Origin of the sequence: Mesorhizobium sp. B2-1-1 (assembly GCF_006442975.2) — a bacterium.
Taxonomy (GTDB): domain Bacteria; phylum Pseudomonadota; class Alphaproteobacteria; order Rhizobiales; family Rhizobiaceae; genus Mesorhizobium.
Genome location: NZ_CP083954.1, coordinates 3,955,094 through 3,972,845 on the forward strand (window position 1 = coordinate 3,955,094; position 17,752 = coordinate 3,972,845).

Annotated in this window: 17 protein-coding genes; 5 read left to right on the forward strand and 12 right to left on the reverse strand. The window is 63.1% G+C overall.

Annotation, left to right across the window (positions count from 1 at the left end; all coding sequences use genetic code 11):
* Positions 1-29 precede the first annotated feature (29 nt).
* The 3 genes from FJ972_RS19505 to FJ972_RS19515 are packed head-to-tail and all read right to left on the reverse strand — an operon-like array spanning position 30 to position 1,979.
* On the reverse strand, positions 30-215 hold the full coding sequence (locus FJ972_RS19505) for a DUF3008 family protein (RefSeq protein WP_140493851.1): 186 nt from the start codon (positions 213-215) through the stop codon (positions 30-32).
* Positions 216-274: 59 nt separating this feature from the next.
* Positions 275-1,063, reverse strand: a complete 789-nt coding sequence (murI, locus tag FJ972_RS19510) for a glutamate racemase (RefSeq protein WP_140493853.1) — start codon at positions 1,061-1,063, stop codon at positions 275-277.
* On the reverse strand, positions 1,056-1,979 hold the full coding sequence (locus FJ972_RS19515) for an RNA methyltransferase (RefSeq protein WP_140493855.1): 924 nt from the start codon (positions 1,977-1,979) through the stop codon (positions 1,056-1,058). The genes murI and FJ972_RS19515 overlap by 8 nt, the downstream gene beginning before the upstream one ends.
* Positions 1,980-2,192: 213 nt before the next feature.
* On the opposite strand from FJ972_RS19515, the gene FJ972_RS19520 reads away from it, so the two are divergent.
* The gene (locus tag FJ972_RS19520) at positions 2,193-3,404 is read left to right on the forward strand and encodes an NADP-dependent isocitrate dehydrogenase (RefSeq protein ID WP_140493857.1); all 1,212 of its coding nucleotides are present in this window, start codon (positions 2,193-2,195) and stop codon (positions 3,402-3,404) included.
* Positions 3,405-3,491: 87 nt separating this feature from the next.
* Positions 3,492-4,118, forward strand: a complete 627-nt coding sequence (locus FJ972_RS19525; RefSeq protein WP_140493859.1) for a glutathione S-transferase family protein — start codon at positions 3,492-3,494, stop codon at positions 4,116-4,118.
* 150 nt (positions 4,119-4,268) lie between these two features.
* On the opposite strand, the gene alaS is transcribed toward FJ972_RS19525, so the two are convergent.
* Together alaS and recA are read right to left on the reverse strand one after the other, a co-directional pair.
* A complete protein-coding gene (alaS, locus tag FJ972_RS19530; RefSeq protein ID WP_140522044.1) occupies positions 4,269-6,935 on the reverse strand; it encodes an alanine--tRNA ligase in 2,667 nt (888 codons plus the stop codon).
* A 304-nt stretch (positions 6,936-7,239) separates the two neighbouring features.
* Entirely contained in the window at positions 7,240-8,337 is a 1,098-nt protein-coding gene (gene recA / locus FJ972_RS19535; protein WP_010909075.1) for a recombinase RecA, read from the reverse strand.
* Between the two features lie 282 nt (positions 8,338-8,619).
* Here recA and FJ972_RS19540 point away from each other — a divergent pair, with 282 nt between their 5' ends.
* Both FJ972_RS19540 and FJ972_RS19545 read left to right on the forward strand, forming a co-directional pair.
* A complete protein-coding gene (locus FJ972_RS19540; protein WP_140522042.1) occupies positions 8,620-9,564 on the forward strand; it encodes a carbohydrate kinase family protein in 945 nt (314 codons plus the stop codon).
* Positions 9,565-9,610: 46 nt separating this feature from the next.
* A complete protein-coding gene (locus FJ972_RS19545) occupies positions 9,611-10,528 on the forward strand; it encodes a pseudouridine-5'-phosphate glycosidase (protein ID WP_140522040.1) in 918 nt (305 codons plus the stop codon).
* 199 nt (positions 10,529-10,727) lie between these two features.
* Here FJ972_RS19545 and FJ972_RS19550 read toward each other — a convergent pair whose 3' ends face one another.
* Positions 10,728-11,051 (reverse strand): TfoX/Sxy family protein, encoded by a 324-nt coding sequence (locus FJ972_RS19550; protein WP_140522038.1) that lies wholly within the window; start codon positions 11,049-11,051, stop codon positions 10,728-10,730.
* A 92-nt stretch (positions 11,052-11,143) separates the two neighbouring features.
* Between FJ972_RS19550 and FJ972_RS19555 the strand changes: the two genes are divergently transcribed.
* The gene (locus FJ972_RS19555; protein ID WP_140522036.1) at positions 11,144-11,641 is read left to right on the forward strand and encodes a GFA family protein; all 498 of its coding nucleotides are present in this window, start codon (positions 11,144-11,146) and stop codon (positions 11,639-11,641) included.
* Positions 11,642-11,802: 161 nt separating this feature from the next.
* Here FJ972_RS19555 and sufA read toward each other — a convergent pair whose 3' ends face one another.
* From sufA to sufB, 6 genes are all read right to left on the reverse strand, one after another.
* The gene (gene sufA / locus FJ972_RS19560) at positions 11,803-12,183 is read right to left on the reverse strand and encodes a Fe-S cluster assembly scaffold SufA (protein WP_006206001.1); all 381 of its coding nucleotides are present in this window, start codon (positions 12,181-12,183) and stop codon (positions 11,803-11,805) included.
* A 101-nt stretch (positions 12,184-12,284) separates the two neighbouring features.
* Complete coding sequence (locus FJ972_RS19565) at positions 12,285-12,677, reverse strand: SUF system Fe-S cluster assembly protein (protein WP_140493873.1); 393 nt, start codon at positions 12,675-12,677, stop codon at positions 12,285-12,287.
* 5 nt (positions 12,678-12,682) lie between these two features.
* The gene (locus tag FJ972_RS19570; protein WP_140494998.1) at positions 12,683-13,918 is read right to left on the reverse strand and encodes a cysteine desulfurase; all 1,236 of its coding nucleotides are present in this window, start codon (positions 13,916-13,918) and stop codon (positions 12,683-12,685) included.
* A 183-nt stretch (positions 13,919-14,101) separates the two neighbouring features.
* Positions 14,102-15,370, reverse strand: coding sequence for a Fe-S cluster assembly protein SufD (sufD, locus tag FJ972_RS19575; RefSeq protein WP_140522034.1), 1,269 nt, complete (start codon positions 15,368-15,370; stop codon positions 14,102-14,104).
* 25 nt (positions 15,371-15,395) lie between these two features.
* Entirely contained in the window at positions 15,396-16,151 is a 756-nt protein-coding gene (gene sufC / locus FJ972_RS19580) for a Fe-S cluster assembly ATPase SufC (protein WP_140522032.1), read from the reverse strand.
* Between the two features lie 27 nt (positions 16,152-16,178).
* Positions 16,179-17,696, reverse strand: coding sequence for a Fe-S cluster assembly protein SufB (sufB, locus tag FJ972_RS19585; RefSeq protein WP_140493879.1), 1,518 nt, complete (start codon positions 17,694-17,696; stop codon positions 16,179-16,181).
* Positions 17,697-17,752 lie beyond the last annotated feature (56 nt).

Consider the following 17,752-nt stretch of genomic DNA (forward strand, 5'->3'; position numbering starts at 1 on the left):
ACAAAGGGCGTTGCCAAATAGCGCTTCCCTCAGTGCTTCTTTTTCTCCGGCAGATCCTTGCGCTTGGTTTCGGCGAATTCCTCGAGCTGCTTTTCGCTCATGGATTCGTACATCCCTTTGGAAGCGCCTTTGAGCTCGCTCTTCTTGGTCTCGCCGCGCTTGGCCGACAATGCGGCGCCGGCGGCCTTCTGCTGGGCTTTCGAGGTGGCAGGCATGGTTTTTCTCCCTTCATTGCCTGGGAGAAAACGAAACGGCCTCGCCAATGTTCCGGAAATCAGGCGACCGCCAGTCCAAAGCCCTGCATCAAACGGCTGGTGGCAAAATCCGCCTTGCCGGACGTGAAGACCGCGATGTCCGGCTCACCATGCGGCAACGGTCCATTGACCGGCGACAGCAGCGACATCGCCCGCCGGGCGATCGCTTCGGCAGGATCGATCCAGTCGACCGGCCAGGGTGCGGTCTTGCGCATGCGGTTGACCAGAAAAGGATAGTGCGTACAGGCGAGCACGGCGATGTCGGTGCGCATGCCGTCGCGCTCGATGAAACACGGGGAGATCTCGGCGCGCACGGCTTCCTCGTCGACGAACCCTTCGCGCATATAGGCTTCGGCCAGCCCCGCCAGGCGGTCGCTACCGACCAGCCGGACATGGCACTTCTGCGCCCATTTGCTGATCAGGTCGCGCGTGTATTGCCGTTTCACCGTGCCCGGCGTCGCCAGCACGGAGACGAGGCCGGAGCGGGTACGCTCCGCCGCCGGCTTGATCGCAGGCACGGTGCCGACAAAGGGATGGCCGGGAAATCTCTCGCGCAACGCATCGATCACCAGCGTCGAGGCGGTGTTGCAGGCGATGACCGAGATGGCCGGGGCGAACCGGTCGAGCAATTTGCCGAACAGGTCGAGAATATGGACCCGCAGCGCCGGTTCCTCCCAGGCGCCAAAGGGGAAGGCGGCATCGTCGGCGATGTAGACGAAGCGGCGGTCGGGCATCAGCACGCGCGCCTCGCGCAGCACAGTCAGCCCGCCAATGCCGGAATCGAACATCAGGATCGGCTGATCAGTCATTGTCGGTTCCCTTGCCGCCGAGCGGCGGCGCGGCGTTGTCGTCGTCATCGGCCACCTGACGATCCGCATTGGTCTTGCGGCCGGGACCGCCGGCGCGCGCCGCTGCCGGAAGCCGCCTTGGATCATCTCCCGGAGAGCCGTCGCCGCGCGGCATCGCCGGCGAGAACCTGTCCAGCGACGAGATGATGCCGCGCAGCACCTTGAGCTCCGGCTCGGCAAATCCCGCCCGGGTCAATACGGCGCGCAGATTGTCAACCATCTTCGGCTTCTTCGGCGCCGGCCGGAAATAGCCGCGCGCTTCGAGTGCGCCTTCGAGATAGGCGAACAGGCCGTGCAGTTCTTCCTTGCTGGCCGGCTTCATGTCCGGACCCGTAAAGTTGGTCTTGGTCTCGTCCTCGAGGCCGGATTTCATCCACTCGTAGGACATGAGAAGCGCGGCCTGGGCGATGTTGAGCGAGGAAAAATCGGGATCGACCGGAAAAGTGACGATCTCGTCGGCGAGGCCAACCTCGTCATTATAGAGGCCGAAACGCTCGCGGCCGAACAGGATGCCGGTTCGCTGACCCATGCCATGGCGAGCCCGGAGCACCCTGCCCGCCTCGACCGGCCCGCGCACGGGCTTGAAGCCGTCGCGTTGCCTTGCGGTGGTCGCGAAAACGAAATTCAGGTCGGCCATCGCCGTGGCGAGATCGTCGAAAACCTTGACGGCGTCGATGACATGGTCGGCGCGGCTGGCCGCCGCCCGCGCCTTCTCGTTCGGCCAGCCGTCGCGCGGGTTGACGAGGCGAAGTTCGACCAGGCCGAAATTGGCCATGGCGCGCGCAACCATGCCGATATTCTCGCCGAGCTGCGGCTCCACGAGGATGATGGCGGGGCTGGCGACTGAAGCGGTATCGGAATCTTTGGTGACGGGCATGATTGTCAATGAACTGCTGTTTGCGGCATTTCAGCGTCCCCTGCCATATTCGGCCGCGAAAATGAACCATTCGCAAATGGCGGGGCGATCGCTTCGCTTTCGTGACCGATCGTCGTTTGCGCGGCCAAAAACGCTTTGATATAGGGGCGCATCCCCGGCCGAACGCCACGCGGGCAAGGCCGTCCCATTTCCCAGCAACGAGGCATTCTTTCCATGGCGAAGATCAAGGTGGCGAACCCGGTCGTCGAACTCGACGGCGACGAGATGACCCGCATCATCTGGCAGTTCATCAAGGACAAGCTGATCCACCCTTATCTCGACCTCAAGCTTGAATATTACGACCTCGGCATCGAGCATCGCGACGCCACCAACGACCAGGTGACCGTCGATTCGGCCAACGCCATCAAAAAATACGGCGTCGGCGTGAAATGCGCGACCATCACGCCCGACGAGCAGCGCGTCGAGGAATTCAAGCTGAAGAAGATGTGGAAGTCGCCGAACGGCACCATCCGCAACATTCTCGGCGGCACCATCTTCCGCGAGCCGATCATCATGAAGAACGTGCCGCGGCTGGTGCCCGGCTGGACCAAGCCGATCATCGTCGGCCGCCACGCCTATGGCGACCAGTACCGCGCCACCGATTTCCGTTTTCCCGGCAAGGGCAAGCTGACGATCAAGTTCGTCGGCGAGGATGGCCAGGTGATCGAGCACGACGTGTTCGACGCGCCCGGCGCCGGCGTCGCCATGGCCATGTACAATCTCGACGAGTCGATCCGCGAATTCGCCCGCGCTTCGCTGAACTACGGCCTGCTGCGCAACTACCCGGTCTATCTCTCGACCAAGAACACCATCCTCAAGGCCTATGACGGCCGCTTCAAGGATATTTTCCAGGAGGTCTACGAGGCTGAGTTCGAGGCCGAGTTCAAGTCCAAGAAGCTGTGGTACGAGCACCGCCTGATCGACGACATGGTGGCCTCCAGCCTGAAATGGTCGGGCGGCTATGTCTGGGCCTGCAAGAACTATGACGGCGACGTACAGTCCGACACGGTGGCGCAGGGTTTCGGCTCGCTTGGCCTGATGACCTCGGTGCTGATGACGCCGGACGGCAAGACGGTGGAAGCGGAAGCCGCGCACGGCACCGTCACGCGCCACTATCGCCAGCACCAGAAGGGCGAGGAAACCTCCACCAATTCGATCGCCTCGATCTTCGCCTGGACCCGGGGGCTGGCCCACCGCGCCAAGCTCGACGACAATGCCGAATTGAAGCGTTTTGCCGAAACGCTGGAAAAGGTCTGCATCCAGACGGTCGAATCCGGCTTCATGACCAAGGACCTGTCGCTGCTGATCGGCCCCGACCAGCCTTGGCTGTCGACCACCGGATTTCTCGACAAGATCGACGAGAATTTGCAGAAGGCGATGGCGTAGGCACCCGCGGGTTCAACACGCCGAAGGCTCCGGAAGGAGCCTTCGCTTTTTTGGGCCAACGAAAATCGAAAGCAAAGGACTGGCAACATGGCCAAACCGGTCCTCTACGGCGCGGACTACAGCGTTTACGTGCGCATAGCGCGCATGGCGCTGGAGGAGAAGGGCGTCGACTATGAGCTTGTGCCGGTCGATGTCTTTGCCGCCGAGGGCATCCCCGGCTGGTATTTCGAGCACCACCCGTTCGGCCGCATCCCGGCCTTCGAGCATGACGGTTTTCGCCTGTTCGAGGCCAGCGCGATCACGCGCTATGTCGATGAAGCTTTCGACGGACCGCCCTTGCAGCCGAACGATCCGCGCGGCCGCGCGCGGATGAACCAGATCATCGGCATGCTCGACGCTTATGGCTATCGGGCCATGGTCTGGGACGTCGCCGTGGAGCGGCTGGAGAAGGCGTCGCCTGACGAAGCGCTGATTGTCAGCGGATTACGACAAGCAGGAACGGTCCTTCAGGCGCTCTCATCATTGAGATCCCCGGGGCCGTGGTTGCTCGGCAATCAACTGACGCTCGCCGACCTGCATGCGGCACCGATCATCGGCTATTTCGTCAAGGTGGCGGAAGGGCGCAAACTGCTGGCTCGCTTTGCCGACATACAGGACTGGTGGGATTGTATTGCTAAACAGGCAAGCTTTGCCAGGACTGAAAAGGCCGGCTGATCTGCGACAGCGCAGCGCAGCGATATTCGATTCAGGTCAACGATTTCGCGGACAGCCGATCATTGATGTCGCGCCGCCCATCATGAGGGGCCGCGCGACCTCGAAGGGAAGCAACCGGCCTGGAGCGTTGCCCCCCAATTCTGCAATGAATCACGCCGCCTCCAGCGCCGCCCTCACCGCAGCAATCGCGTCGTCGGCCTTCGAGGCATCGGGGCCACCGGCCTGCGCCATGTCGGGCCGGCCGCCGCCGCCCTGCCCGCCGAGTACCGCGGAGGCGACGCGCACCAGGTCGACGGCGCTGAAGCGGCCGACGAGATCATCGGTGACAGCGACCACGACGCTCGCCTTGTTGTCCTCGCCCGCACCGACAAACACGACCACGCCGGAGCCGAGCGAGCTTTTGCCGGCATCGGCGAGCGGCTTCAGATCCTTCGGCGAGACACCGGAAACCGACTTGCCGAGGAAGCCGACGCCCGCGACGGTCTCGTTGGCGGCCGGCGCGTCAGCGGGCGACCCGCCGCCCAGCGCCAGCTTCTTGCGCGCTTCGGCGAGCTCCTTCTCGAGCTTCTTGCGCTCTTCGAGCAGGGCTTCAACACGCGCCGGCACGTCGGCCGGCGAGATTTTCAGTGTTGCCGCGGCCGCCTTCAGCCGCCGGTCCTGTTCGTCGAGATGCTTGCGCGCGGCCTCGCCCGTCAGCGCCTCGATGCGGCGCACGCCTGCGGCGACGGCGCTGTCGGACACGACGCGCACCAGGCCGATGTCACCGGTTGCCCTGACATGCGTGCCGCCGCAAAGCTCGACCGAATAGGGGCGGTTGGCCTTGGCGCCATGTAGGCCCGTGCCCATAGACACGACGCGCACCTCATCGCCGTATTTCTCGCCGAACAGCGCCATGGCGCCTTCGGCAATGGCATCGTCGACCGACATCAGGCGCGTGATCACCGGGCTGTTCTGCACCACGATCTCATTGGCCATGCGCTCGACCTCCTCGAGTTCCGAGGGCGAGATGGGCTTGTTGTGCGAGATGTCGAAGCGCAGGCGCTCGGGCGCGACCAGCGAACCCTTCTGTGCGACATGGGTGCCCAGCACCTCGCGCAGCGCCTCATGGATCAGATGCGTCGCGGAATGGTTCGCGCGGAGCCTGGAGCGCCTCGCATGGTCAACCTTCAGCTCGACGGCGGCACCCGTCCTGGCAGTGCCGCTGACCACCTTGCCGAGATGCACGAACAGCCCGTCGGCCTTCTTCTGCGTATCGGAAATCTCGATCGAGAAGCCTTCGCCTGAAATGGTTCCGGTGTCGCCCATCTGGCCGCCGGATTCGGCATAGAACGGCGTCTGGTTGACGACTACGGCTACCGCTTCGCCCTTGCCGGCGCTGTCGACGGTCTTGCCGTCGCGGACAAGCGCCTGGATAATGCCTTCCGCCTGCTCGGTCTCGTAGCCGAGGAATTCGGTAGCGCCGGATTTTTCGCGCACCGGGAACCAGACCGCTTCGGTCGCCGCCTCGCCGGAGCCCGCCCAGTGCTTACGCGCCTCTGCCTTCTGCTGCTCCATCGCATTGGTGAAGCCGGCAAGATCGACCGAGATGTTGCGCTGGCGCAGCGCATCCTGCGTCAGGTCGAGCGGGAAGCCATAGGTGTCGTAAAGCTTGAAGGCCGTCTCGCCGTCCAGCATGTCGCCGGCGCCGAGCTTTTCCGTCGCCTCCGACAGCAAACCGAGGCCACGCACCAGTGTCTTGCGGAACCTGGTCTCTTCAAGCTTCAGCGTCTCGGTGATCAGCTGTTCGCCGCGCACCAGTTCCGGATAGGCCTGACCCATCTCGCGAACCAGCGCCGGCACCAGCTTCCACACCAGCGGCTCGTTCGCACCGAGCAGCTGTGCATGGCGCATGGCGCGGCGCATGATGCGGCGCAGCACATAGCCGCGGCCTTCATTCGATGGCAGCACGCCGTCTGCGACCAGGAACGACGACGAGCGCAGGTGATCGGCTATGACGCGATAGGATGCGACGGTCTCGGCGTCGGGACCGCGACCGAGCGCGGACGACGCCGCATCGATCAGATGGCGGAACAGGTCGGTCTCAAACACGCTTTCCACGCCTTGCAGGATGGAGGCCATGCGCTCCAGCCCCATGCCGGTGTCGATCGACGGGCGCGGCAGGTCAATGCGCTCGTCCTTCGTCACTTGCTCGTACTGCATGAACACCAGGTTCCAGAATTCCAGGAACCGGTCGCCATCCTCCTCCGGGGTGCCGGGCGGACCGCCCCAGATGTGCTCGCCGCGATCGATGAAAATTTCCGAGCATGGCCCGCACGGCCCGGTGTCGCCCATCGCCCAGAAATTGTCGGAGGTTGGGATGCGGATGATGCGATCATCGGAAAAGCCGGCGATCTTCTTCCAGAAGCCGGCCGCCTCGTCGTCGGTGTGGTAGACGGTGACGAGCAGCTTGTCCTTCTTAAGCCCGAACTCCCTGGTAATGAGGTTCCAGGCCAACTCGATGGCGCGCTCCTTGAAATAGTCGCCGAAGGAGAAATTGCCGAGCATCTCGAAGAAGGTCAGGTGGCGCGCGGTGTAGCCGACATTGTCGAGGTCGTTGTGCTTGCCGCCGGCGCGAACGCTTTTCTGGGCGGTCGTGGCACGCGAATAGGGCCGCTTCTCCAGGCCGGTGAAGACGTTCTTGAACTGCACCATGCCGGCATTGGTGAACATCAGCGTCGGATCGTTGCGCGGTACAAGCGGGCTCGACGCCACGACCTCGTGACCCTCCTTGCGGAAATAGTCGAGAAATGTCGACCGGATCTCGTTCACGCCACTCATGAATGCTGCCTTTTCGAGAGAGCCGCCGGCCGGACCGGCGGAAAATGGGCTCTGCTTTAGAAGATGGAGCTGGCCTTTTAGCCGCCGCTTGGCACCCTGTCCAGAAACACGCAAGCCGGCCAATTCGCGGTTCACCAGCCACCCAAAACGCAAACCGCCGGCACGGGGCCGGCGGTTCGAAACGCAATACTACAGAACTCGATTACATAAGCTCAAATTGATGAACCGGGATTATGGCCGAACTCGGGCCATAAACCGAACGCTAGATCGCGCCGGCGAACGCTTGAATTGCGCCGGCGAACGCTTACATCGCGCCGGCTTCATCCTCGAACCCATCATCGCCACCTTCGGAGCCGCCATTCTCAAGGAATTTCTCGGCGATCAGTCCGGCGTTCTGCCTGAGCGCAAGTTCGATCTCGCGCGCCGTATCGGGATTGTCGCGCAGGAACAGCTTCGCGTTCTCGCGGCCCTGGCCGAGACGCTGCGAATTGTAGGAGAACCAGGCGCCCGACTTCTCGACCACGCCGGCCTTGACGCCGAGATCGACCAGCTCGCCTGTCTTCGACACGCCTTCGCCGTACATGATGTCGAACTCGACCACCTTGAAGGGCGGCGCCAGCTTGTTCTTGACCACCTTGACGCGGGTCTGGTTGCCGACGACCTCGTCGCGGTCCTTGACCGAGCCGATGCGGCGGATATCGAGACGCACCGAGGCGTAAAATTTCAGCGCATTGCCGCCGGTGGTGGTTTCGGGCGAGCCGAACATGACGCCGATCTTCATGCGGATCTGGTTGATGAAGATGACCATGGTGTTGGAGCGCGAGATCGAGGCGGTCAGCTTGCGCAGCGCCTGGCTCATCAGGCGGGCCTGCAGGCCGGGCAGCGAATCGCCCATCTCGCCCTCGATTTCGGCGCGCGGCGTCAGCGCCGCGACCGAATCGACCACCAGCACATCGATGGCGCCGGAGCGCACCAGCGTATCGCAGATCTCAAGCGCCTGCTCGCCAGTGTCAGGCTGCGAGATCAGGAGGTTTTCGAGATCGACGCCGAGCTTGCGGGCATAGACCGGATCGAGCGCATGCTCGGCATCGACGAAGGCGCAGATGCCGCCCTTCTTCTGGGCTTCCGCCACCGTGTGCAGCGCCAGCGTCGTCTTACCCGAGCTTTCCGGCCCGTAGATCTCGATGATGCGGCCGCGCGGCAGGCCGCCGACGCCAAGCGCGATGTCGAGGCCGAGCGAGCCGGTCGGCACGGTTTCGATCTCGACGACCTGCTCGTTCGCGCCGAGCCGCATGATCGAGCCCTTGCCGAAAGCCCGCTCGATTTGCGACAGCGCCGCATCCAGAGCCTTTGATTTGTCCACTGCCTTATCCTCTACAAGCCGCAAGCTGTTCTGAGCCATGATACATCACCCCGTAGTCGTCAATGAAGGCCGGACAATCCGTAATCCTTGGTTATTTGTACCTTTTTTGTTCTCATTTGGCAAGAGGGATCAAGCATTTGAAAAATAAGCAACATCCTGATTTGTTCTTTTTTTGTCTCACGATTCGGCTCCAGCATGACCCGAATATTAGGCCAGGCTGGTTCGCCGTGCCGGCCTCACGAATCGCTGGTTGTTGCCTGCGAAGCTCCGTCGCACAGCATGGCGCTTGTGCGTGACCGCCAACAAAGGTCATATCGGCGCATGGTGAGATCTCCAAGAGTCCTGGCGGTGGGCGGCGCCCATATCGACAGGCGCGGCCAGGTGTCCGGCGCTTACGTGCCGGCTGCCTCCAACCCGGGCACGATGCGCGAGGACGTTGGCGGCGGCGTCTTCAACGCATTGCGCAGCACGGTGCGGCGAGGCGTCTCGGGCTCGTTGCTGTCGGTGCGCGGCGGCGATGCCGCCGCCGACACGGTTTCGCGCGCCATCGCCGAAGCAGGCATTGCCGACCTGTCCGCGGTGTTCCTCGACCGCACGACGCCGAGCTATACGGCGCTGATCGACCGCGAGGGCGAACTGCTCGTCGGCTTTGCCGACATGGCGCTTTATGAGCTGGCATTTGCAAAGCAGATCCGCCGCTCCAGGGTGAGGGAGGAGATCGCCGCCGCAGATGCCGTCCTGTGCGACGTCAATCTGCCATCGGCGGCTCTGGAGCGGCTGGTATCGCTTGCCGCCGGCAAGCCCGTGTTCGCCATTGCCATTTCACCGGCCAAGGTCGTGCGCTTGACACCAGTGCTCGGCGGCCTGGCCGTCGCCTTCATGAACAGGCGCGAGGCGGTGGCGCTTGCCGGGCTTGACGATGCCGCCTCTCAAAAAACTGTCCTCGACGGGCTGAGAAGCGCCGGCCTCGACAGCGCGGTGGTCACGGCGGGCGGCGGCCCGGTGCTGGGCTTCGACCGCGACGGCAGCTTTGCCGTCGTCCCGCCCCCTCCAAGAAAGGTCGTGGACGTCACCGGCGCCGGCGATGCGCTTGCCGGCGCGACGGTCGCCGCCCTACTGCGCGGCATGCCCTTGCGCGCGGCGCTGCGCGAGGGCGTCGCCGCCGCGACGCTGGCTATTGAAAGCGCGGGCGCCGTTCCCGATTTCACCACGGCGACTTTCGCGCAAGCGCTGGCTCTTGTGCCCGAAGAGCAGGAAATGGCATGAGACCGGCATCCGAAAGGATGCGCCGCACTTCGGATTGGAGATCCAGATGACCCCAGACACCGCCCGCCCCTTCATCGATGTCCACGCGCCGGTGGCGCAAGCCTTGGCCGCCGGGAAGCCCGTGGTTGCGCTGGAAAGCACCATCATAACCCATGGCATGCCCTACCCCGACAATGGCGCCATGGCGGCCGACGTGGAAAGGATCATTGCGAACGGCGGCGCGGTGCCGGCGACGATCGCCGTGGTGGCGGGCCGCATCAAGATCGGCCTCTCCGACGGAGAACGCGAATCGCTCGCCATGACCGGCGACGCCATGAAGCTCTCTCGCGCCGATCTCGGCTTCGCCGTCGCGCAAGGGCGCACCGGCGGCACCACGGTTGCCGCCACAATGATCGCCGCGCATATGGTTGGGATAAGGGTGTTCGCCACCGGCGGCATCGGCGGCGTGCACAAGGGCGCCGAAAAAAGCTTCGACATTTCGGCTGATCTCGATGAGCTGGCGCGCACGCCCGTCATCGTCGTCTCGGCTGGGGCCAAGGCCATCCTCGACATCGAAAAGACGCTGGAGGTGCTGGAGACCCGCGGCGTGCCCGTGATCGGCCATGGCTGCGAGACCATGCCGGCCTTCTGGTCGCGGCAGTCGCCGTTCCGCGCGCCGCTGACCTTGCACGCGCCGGAAGAGATCGCGCATTTCTACAAGACGCGACAGGCGCTGGGCCTGAGCGGCGGCATGCTGATCGCCAATCCGGTGCCGGAGGATCACGAAATCCCGGCCGGCGAGATGGCCGGCTACATCGAGGCCGCCCAGAAGGCCGCCGAGGCGCTCAACGTCACCGGCAAGGCGGTGACGCCATTCCTGCTCTCCAAAATCCTCGAACTCACCGGCGGCCGGAGCCTGAAGACCAACATCGCGCTGGTGGAAAACAATGCTCGGCTGGCGGCGCGGATTGCCAGGGCGCTGTAGGCCGATGTGGGCGGGACGGCACCCCCCCTCTGTCCTGCCGGACATCTCCCCCGCAAGGAGGAGATCAGACGTCACACCGGCTTTCGCCAATTTTCAACGTTGAAGAAACAGGCCGCCAGTGAAACTGGCAATCTCCCCCCTTGCGGGGGAGATGGCCGGCAGGCCAGAGGGGGGTGTGAAGGAACTCGACGGCTGCGCTTCACTTCCCCGCCCTTCGCCCCGCCTCATAGGCCCGCCGCGCCCAGACCGCCATCTCGTCGGGGTCGTCGAAGGCACTGTCGGGAATGCTCCAATAGGGCATCGCCACCAGCTTGCCGTGCCGGGACCCGGTGTAGGTCCACTGCGTGCAGCCGGCGGCCTCGAAGTCGGGCGCGCTTTGCTCGTCCGCTTTCAGCATCAATTCGCCGCGCAACACGATGGCGACGATGACGCCGTCGGCATAGATGCCCTTGCCGCCGAACAGTTTGCGGATGCTGACCGGGCCCAGGCTCTGGAAGAGTTCTTCTATGCGTTCATTGTCCATGCGCGGATCATGTCACCGCGATCCGGCCTTGTCATCGCCGCAACCAAAACCATGCTGACAGGTTGAAAGGGGATCGACCGGAGTTTCCCGTCATGCCTGTCCTGCTCAAAGGCTCCTGCCGCTGCAATGCCGTTCGTTTCGAGGTGGAAAGCCACACGCCCGTGCCGTTCATGCTGTGCTACTGCTCGATCTGCCGCAAGCAGCAGGGCGGCGGCGGTTTTGCCATCAATCTCGGCGCCGACTACGAGACGATGACCATCCGCGGCAAGAGCAGCCTCGGCGTCTATCGGGCCGAGATCGAGGACGACGAACATCCGCATTGCGAAATCTCGACCGGAGAGCGCAATTTCTGCCGCAAATGCGGATCGGCGCTGTGGCTCTACGACCCGACCTGGCCGGAACTCGTCCATCCCTTCGCCTCGGCGATCGACAGCGACCTGCCGAAACCGCCAAGCAAGGTGCATCTGATGCTGAAATACAAGGCCAACTGGGTCGAGCCCGATGTCGGGCCGAGCGACAAGGTGTTCGACGTCTATCCCGAGGAATCGATCGCCGCCTGGCATAAGCGGACCGGGACGTGGGTGGAGTGAGTGTCTTCGCTGCGTTCTAAGGGAGGTGAGGAGTGGTCTGCGCAGCAGGCGGGAAGCCAATTGCGCGGCTTTTCGAATGACGAACGCCGGCAGCGGGGCTATCGCTGCCCCTCATCCGGCCCTGGGGGACACCTTCTCCCCGTAAACGGGACGAAGGAAGGTCAGGCGGAGGCGCGTGCTTCTGCCAGCGCCTTGAGGTCGGCCGGCTTCAGTTCGACGGATTCGCCGCAGCCGCAGGCCGAGCTCTGGTTCGGGTTGCGGAAGGTGAAGCCGGTGCGCAGCGTCGTCTGCTCGAAATCCATCTCGGTGCCGAACAGGAAAAGTGCTGCTTCCGGCGCGACATAGACATGGGCGCCGTCGCGCTCGATGTGGTCGTCCTTGGTATTGGGTTCGGTCACCAGGTCAACCGTGTATTCCATGCCGGCGCAACCGCCCTTCTTGATACCGAGGCGAATGCCATGCGCATTCTCACGCGTGGCAACGATCTCGCGCACCCGGTCGGCGGCCTTTTCGGTCATCGTGATGACGGCAAAGCGTCCCATCTTTTTCCTTCTCCATTCCATGCAGGTTCAAGGCCTGCCGAATGATTCCTCACCTAAAATGGTGAAGTTTTACCACTGGCGCAAGTGTGCCGGACTCGACGTCAGTACCAGCCCACCGCCACCTGCGCCTCTTCCGACATGCGATCGGGCGACCAGGGCGGGTCGAATGTCATGTTGACCTCGACGCCCGACACGCCTTCGACGGCGCCGACGGCGTTCTCAACCCAGCCCGGCATCTCGCCGGCCACCGGGCAGCCGGGCGCGGTCAGCGTCATGTCGATCTTGACTGAGCGGTCGTCCTCGATGTCGATCTTGTAGACGAGGCCAAGCTCGTAGATATCGGCCGGGATTTCCGGGTCGTAGACCGTCTTCAGCGCCGAAACGATGTCGTCGGTCAGCCGCGCCAGTTCGTCGGCGGGAATGGCGGACGCGGAAACCACCGCATTGGCGGCCGCGTCGGGAACAGCATCGGTGGCTGTGCTGGCATCTTCCATTATCGTCACCCGAAAAACTTGCGCGCTTTTTCCAACGCATCAGCCAAAGCATCGACTTCGGCTCGCGTATTATACATGCCGAACGACGCCCTGCATGTGGAGGTTACGCCGAAGCGTTTCAACAGGGGCTGGGCGCAATGGGTGCCCGCGCGCACAGCCACGCCTTGCCGGTCGATCACCATCGACACGTCATGGGCATGAATGCCTTGCAGCTCGAACGAGATGATGGCGCCCTTGCCGGGCGCGTCGCCGAAGATGCGCAGCGAGTTGATGGCGCGCAGCCGCTCGTGCGCATAGTCCTTCAAATCGGCCTCGTGCGCGGCGATGCGCTCGCGGCCGATCTTTTCCATGTAATCGAGCGCGGCGCCGAGCCCGATCGCCTGGACGATCGGCGGCGTACCGGCCTCGAAGCGGTGCGGCGGGTCGTTGTAGGTGACGATGTCTTCGGTCACCTCCTCGATCATCTCGCCGCCACCCATGAACGGACGCATGCGCTGCAAGATGTCCTTCTTGCCATAGAGCACACCGATGCCGGAGGGACCGTAGACCTTGTGGCCGGTGAAGACGAAGAAATCGCAGTCGAGGTCCTGCACGTCGATGGGCATATGGACAGCGCTCTGGCTGCCGTCGACGAGCACGGGAATGCCGCGCGAATGCGCGATGCGCACGATCTCCTTGATCGGCGTCACCGTGCCCAGCGCGTTCGACATCTGCGTGATAGCGACCAGCTTCGTCCGGTCTGTCAGCCGCTTCTCGAATTCCTCGATGTGGAAGACGCCGAGATCGTCGACCGGCACCCAGACCAGTTTGGCGCCCTGCCGCTCGCGGATGAAATGCCATGGCACGATGTTGGAGTGGTGCTCCATGATCGACAGCACGATCTCGTCGCCCTCGCCGATATTGGGCATGCCATAGCCATAGGCGACCGTGTTGATCGCCGATGTCGTGTTCGAGGTGAAGACGATATTGTCGGTGCTCGGCGCATTGAGGAAGCGGCGAACCGTCTCCCGCGCCTTCTCATAGGCGTCGGTCGCTGCATTGGACAGGAAGTGCAGGCCGCGATGGACGTTGGCGTATTCCTGGGCATAGGCGTGCTGGACCGCGTCGAGCACCGCCTGCGGCTTCTGCGCCGAGGCGCCATTGTCGAGATAGACGAGAGGTTTGCCGTAGACTTCGCGTGACAGAATCGGGAAATCGCGGCGGATCGCCTCGACGTCGTAGGTTTCGACTTTCTGGTCCATCATAAGCTCTCTTGAGGCACCGCCTCATTCCGTGCAACGCCCCTCATCCGTCTCGGCGCTTCGCGCCAATCCACCTTCTCCCACAAGGGGAGAAGGTCAGGCGCTCTTCCTTCTCCCCTTGTGGGAGAAGGTGGCCGCGAAGCGGCCGGATCAGGGGTGTTCGCCGGAGCGAGCCCTATCCACTCATCCATGCGCCGCAAACCAGCCGTCGAGCCTGGTCTCCAGGGCCTCGACGATCACCTCGTCGTCCAGTTCCTCGATCACCTCGGCGATGAAGGCCTTCACCAGCAGACCACGGGCGCTCTTCTCGTCGATGCCGCGCGCCATCAGGTAAAATAGATGGTTGTGGTCGATCTCGGTGACGGTGGCGCCATGACCGCAGACCACGTCGTCGGCGAAGATTTCGAGTTCCGGCTTGGTCGAGAACTCGCCGTCGTCCGACAGAAGCAGCGTGTTGCAAGCCATTTTGGCGTTGGTCTTCTGCGCGTATTGATGGACGTTGATGCGGCCCTGGAAGACGCCACGCGCCTTGCCGGTCACGACATTGCGGATCACTTCGGTCGACGTGGTGTGCGGCACCGCATGATCGAGCACCATGGTGGTGTCCGTGTGGGCGTCGCCGGCCAGCAGGTTGATGCCGCGCAATTGGAAGTCAGCGCCCTCGCCCGTCGTCTTCACCACGACCTCCTGGCGCACGAGCTTGCCGCCGGCGTTCATGACGAACAGCGTCAGCTTCGCATTCTTGCCGATATGAGCCTTGAACTGCGCCAGATGCGTTGCCGTGTCCGGCTGCTCCTGGATGATCAGCCACGTCACCTCGGCGCCTTCGCCGAGCACGAGCTGGCTGACCGAGCTGACAAGGGCCGCGCCCTCGCCGGCCTGGCGTTCGACGATCACAGCCTTGGCGTCGGCGCCGGCGCGCACGGCCAGGCGTACATGCGTCTGGCCGCCGGCCTGCAGGTTTTGCAATTCGATCGGCTTTTCCACTTGGATGCCATCGGCGATGTCGACGAAATAACCGTCGGCGACGAAAGCCGTGTTCAACGCCCCGATGGCATCGTCGCTGCCGTAGGGCTCGAGCCCAGGCGCGATGCTGCCGTCGGTCAGTTTCTCCGACAGGCACTGGACGCTGACGCCTTCGATTGCGGGCGTTTTGGCGCTCGACACGCCGTTGAGAAGCGGCAACACGGTGGAACCTTCAACGACTGGCGCGATGGCTTTGGCCACGGCCGTCGGGTCGAAGTCCGGCACCGCATTCAGCAGCCGGCGCAGGTCGGTGTAGTGCCAGGATTCGATACGCCGGGTCGGCAGTCCGTGCTTCACCGCCTCGATGGCGTCGTCGCGCTTCAACATCACCGCGCCGTCGCCCGGCAGCAGCGACAACCGTTCGCCGAAAGCGTCGATCAACGCTGTTTCGGCCGGTGTCCGCTGGGGTTGTGTGTGCATGTTCATCAGTTTGACCTTGCCTTCTGGCATCTCACGCGGCTTCACCGATCACGCCGGCATAGCCATTGGCCTCGAGGTCGAGCGCCAGCGACTTGTCGCCGGACTTGATGACCTGGCCCTTGTAGAGCACGTGCACGGTGTCGGGCACGATGTGTTCGAGCAGCCGCTGATAGTGCGTGATGACGACAATGGCGCGCTCGGGCGAGCGCAGCGCGTTGACGCCATCGGAGACGATCTTGAGCGCATCGATGTCGAGCCCGGAATCGGTCTCGTCAAGCACGCAGAGCTTTGGTTCCAAAAGCTTCATCTGCAGGATCTCGGCGCGCTTCTTCTCGCCGCCGGAGAAGCCGACATTGAGCGGCCGCTTCAGCATTGCCATGTCCATGTTGAGCGAGGCTGCGGCATCCTTCACCCGCTTCAGGAATTCGGGGATCTTCAGCGGCTCCTCGCCGCGCGCCTTGCGCTGCTCGTTCATGGCAACCTTCAGGAATTCCATGGTCGCCACGCCCGGTATCTCCATCGGATACTGGAAGGCCAGGAAAATGCCCGAAGTCGCGCGCTCGGCCGGATCCATTTCGAGGATCGACTGGCCGTTGTAGAGGATATCGCCCTCGGTGACCTCGTAGTCCTCGCGGCCGGCGAGGATGTAGGACAGCGTCGACTTGCCCGAGCCATTCGGCCCCATGATCGCGGCGACCTCGCCGGCTTTCACCGAGAGGTTCAGGCCGCGAATGATTTCGGTGCCGTCATCGACGATGCGGGCATGCAGGTTCTTGATCTCAAGCATTCTTTTGTTTCCTGAATATCTGTCTGGTCAGCCGACCGAGCCCTCGAGCGAGATCCCGATCAGCTTCTGTGCCTCGACGGCAAATTCCATCGGCAGCTGCTGGATGACGTCCTTGACGAAGCCGTTCACGATGAGCGCGATCGCTTCCTCCTCCGGAATGCCGCGCTGCATGACGTAGAACTTCTGGTCCTCGGAAATCTTCGACGTCGTCGCTTCGTGTTCGAACTGCGCGGTCGCGTTCTTGGCTTCCATGTAGGGCACGGTATGTGCGCCGCACTGGTCGCCGATCAGCAGCGAGTCGCAATTGGTGAAGTTGCGCGCATTGGTCGCCTTGCGATGCGCCGAAACCTGGCCGCGATAAGTGTTCTGCGAAAAACCGGCGGCGATGCCCTTGGAGATGATGCGGCTCGACGTGTTCTTGCCGAGATGGATCATCTTGGTGCCGCTGTCGACCTGTTGGTAGCCGTTCGACACGGCGATCGAATAGAACTCGCCGCTGGAATCGTCGCCGCGCAGGATGCAGCTCGGGTATTTCCACGTGATCGCCGAGCCGGTCTCGACCTGCGTCCACGAGATCTTCGAGCGGTGGCCACGGCAATCGCCGCGCTTGGTAACGAAATTATAGATGCCGCCCTTGCCCTCGGCGTCGCCGGGATACCAGTTCTGCACGGTGGAATATTTGATTTCGGCGTCATCGAGCGCCACCAGTTCGACGACTGCGGCATGGAGCTGGTTCTCGTCGCGCTGCGGCGCCGTGCAGCCTTCGAGATAGGAGACGTAGGCCCCCTCCTCGGCGATGATCAGCGTGCGCTCGAACTGGCCGGTGTTCTTCTCGTTCATGCGGAAATAGGTCGACAGTTCCATCGGGCAGCGAACGCCCTTGGGCACGAAGACAAACGAGCCGTCGGTGAAGACGGCCGAATTCAGCGTCGCATAAAAATTATCCGACGTCGGCACGACCGAGCCGAGATATTTCTTCACCAGTTCCGGATGCTCGCGGATGGCTTCCGAGATCGAGCAGAAGATGACGCCCGCCTGCGCCAGTTCCTTCTTGAACGTGGTGACGACGGATACCGAATCGAACACGGCGTCGACGGCGACGCGGCCGGACTTGTAGACGTTGTCGCTGGCTTCCTCGAGCTCGGACGCATCGGTCTTCTGCACGCCGGCCAGGATCTCCTGCTCCTTCAGCGGAATGCCGAGTTTCTCGTAGACCTTCAAGATCTCCGGATCGACGTCGCTGAGCGAGCTCGGTCCGGGCGTGCTCTTCGGCGCCGCGTAGTAATAGATGTCCTGGAAATCGATCTTGGGATAGTTGACGCGCGCCCAGGTCGGCTCTTCCAGCGTCAGCCAGCGCCGATAGGCTTCCAGACGCCATTCCAGCATCCAGGACGGTTCGTCCTTCTTCGCTGAAATGAAACGGATGATGTCTTCGCTCAGGCCCTTGGGGGCCTTGTCGACAGCGATTTCGGTCTGGAACCCGTATTTGTATTGGTCGACGTCGATCTTTCGGACCCGATCGATCGTGTCCTGCACAGCAGGCATATGCGTTCTCCATCCACGCCGGGGTCAAGGCCCGACAGTTTTCAAACTATGGCACC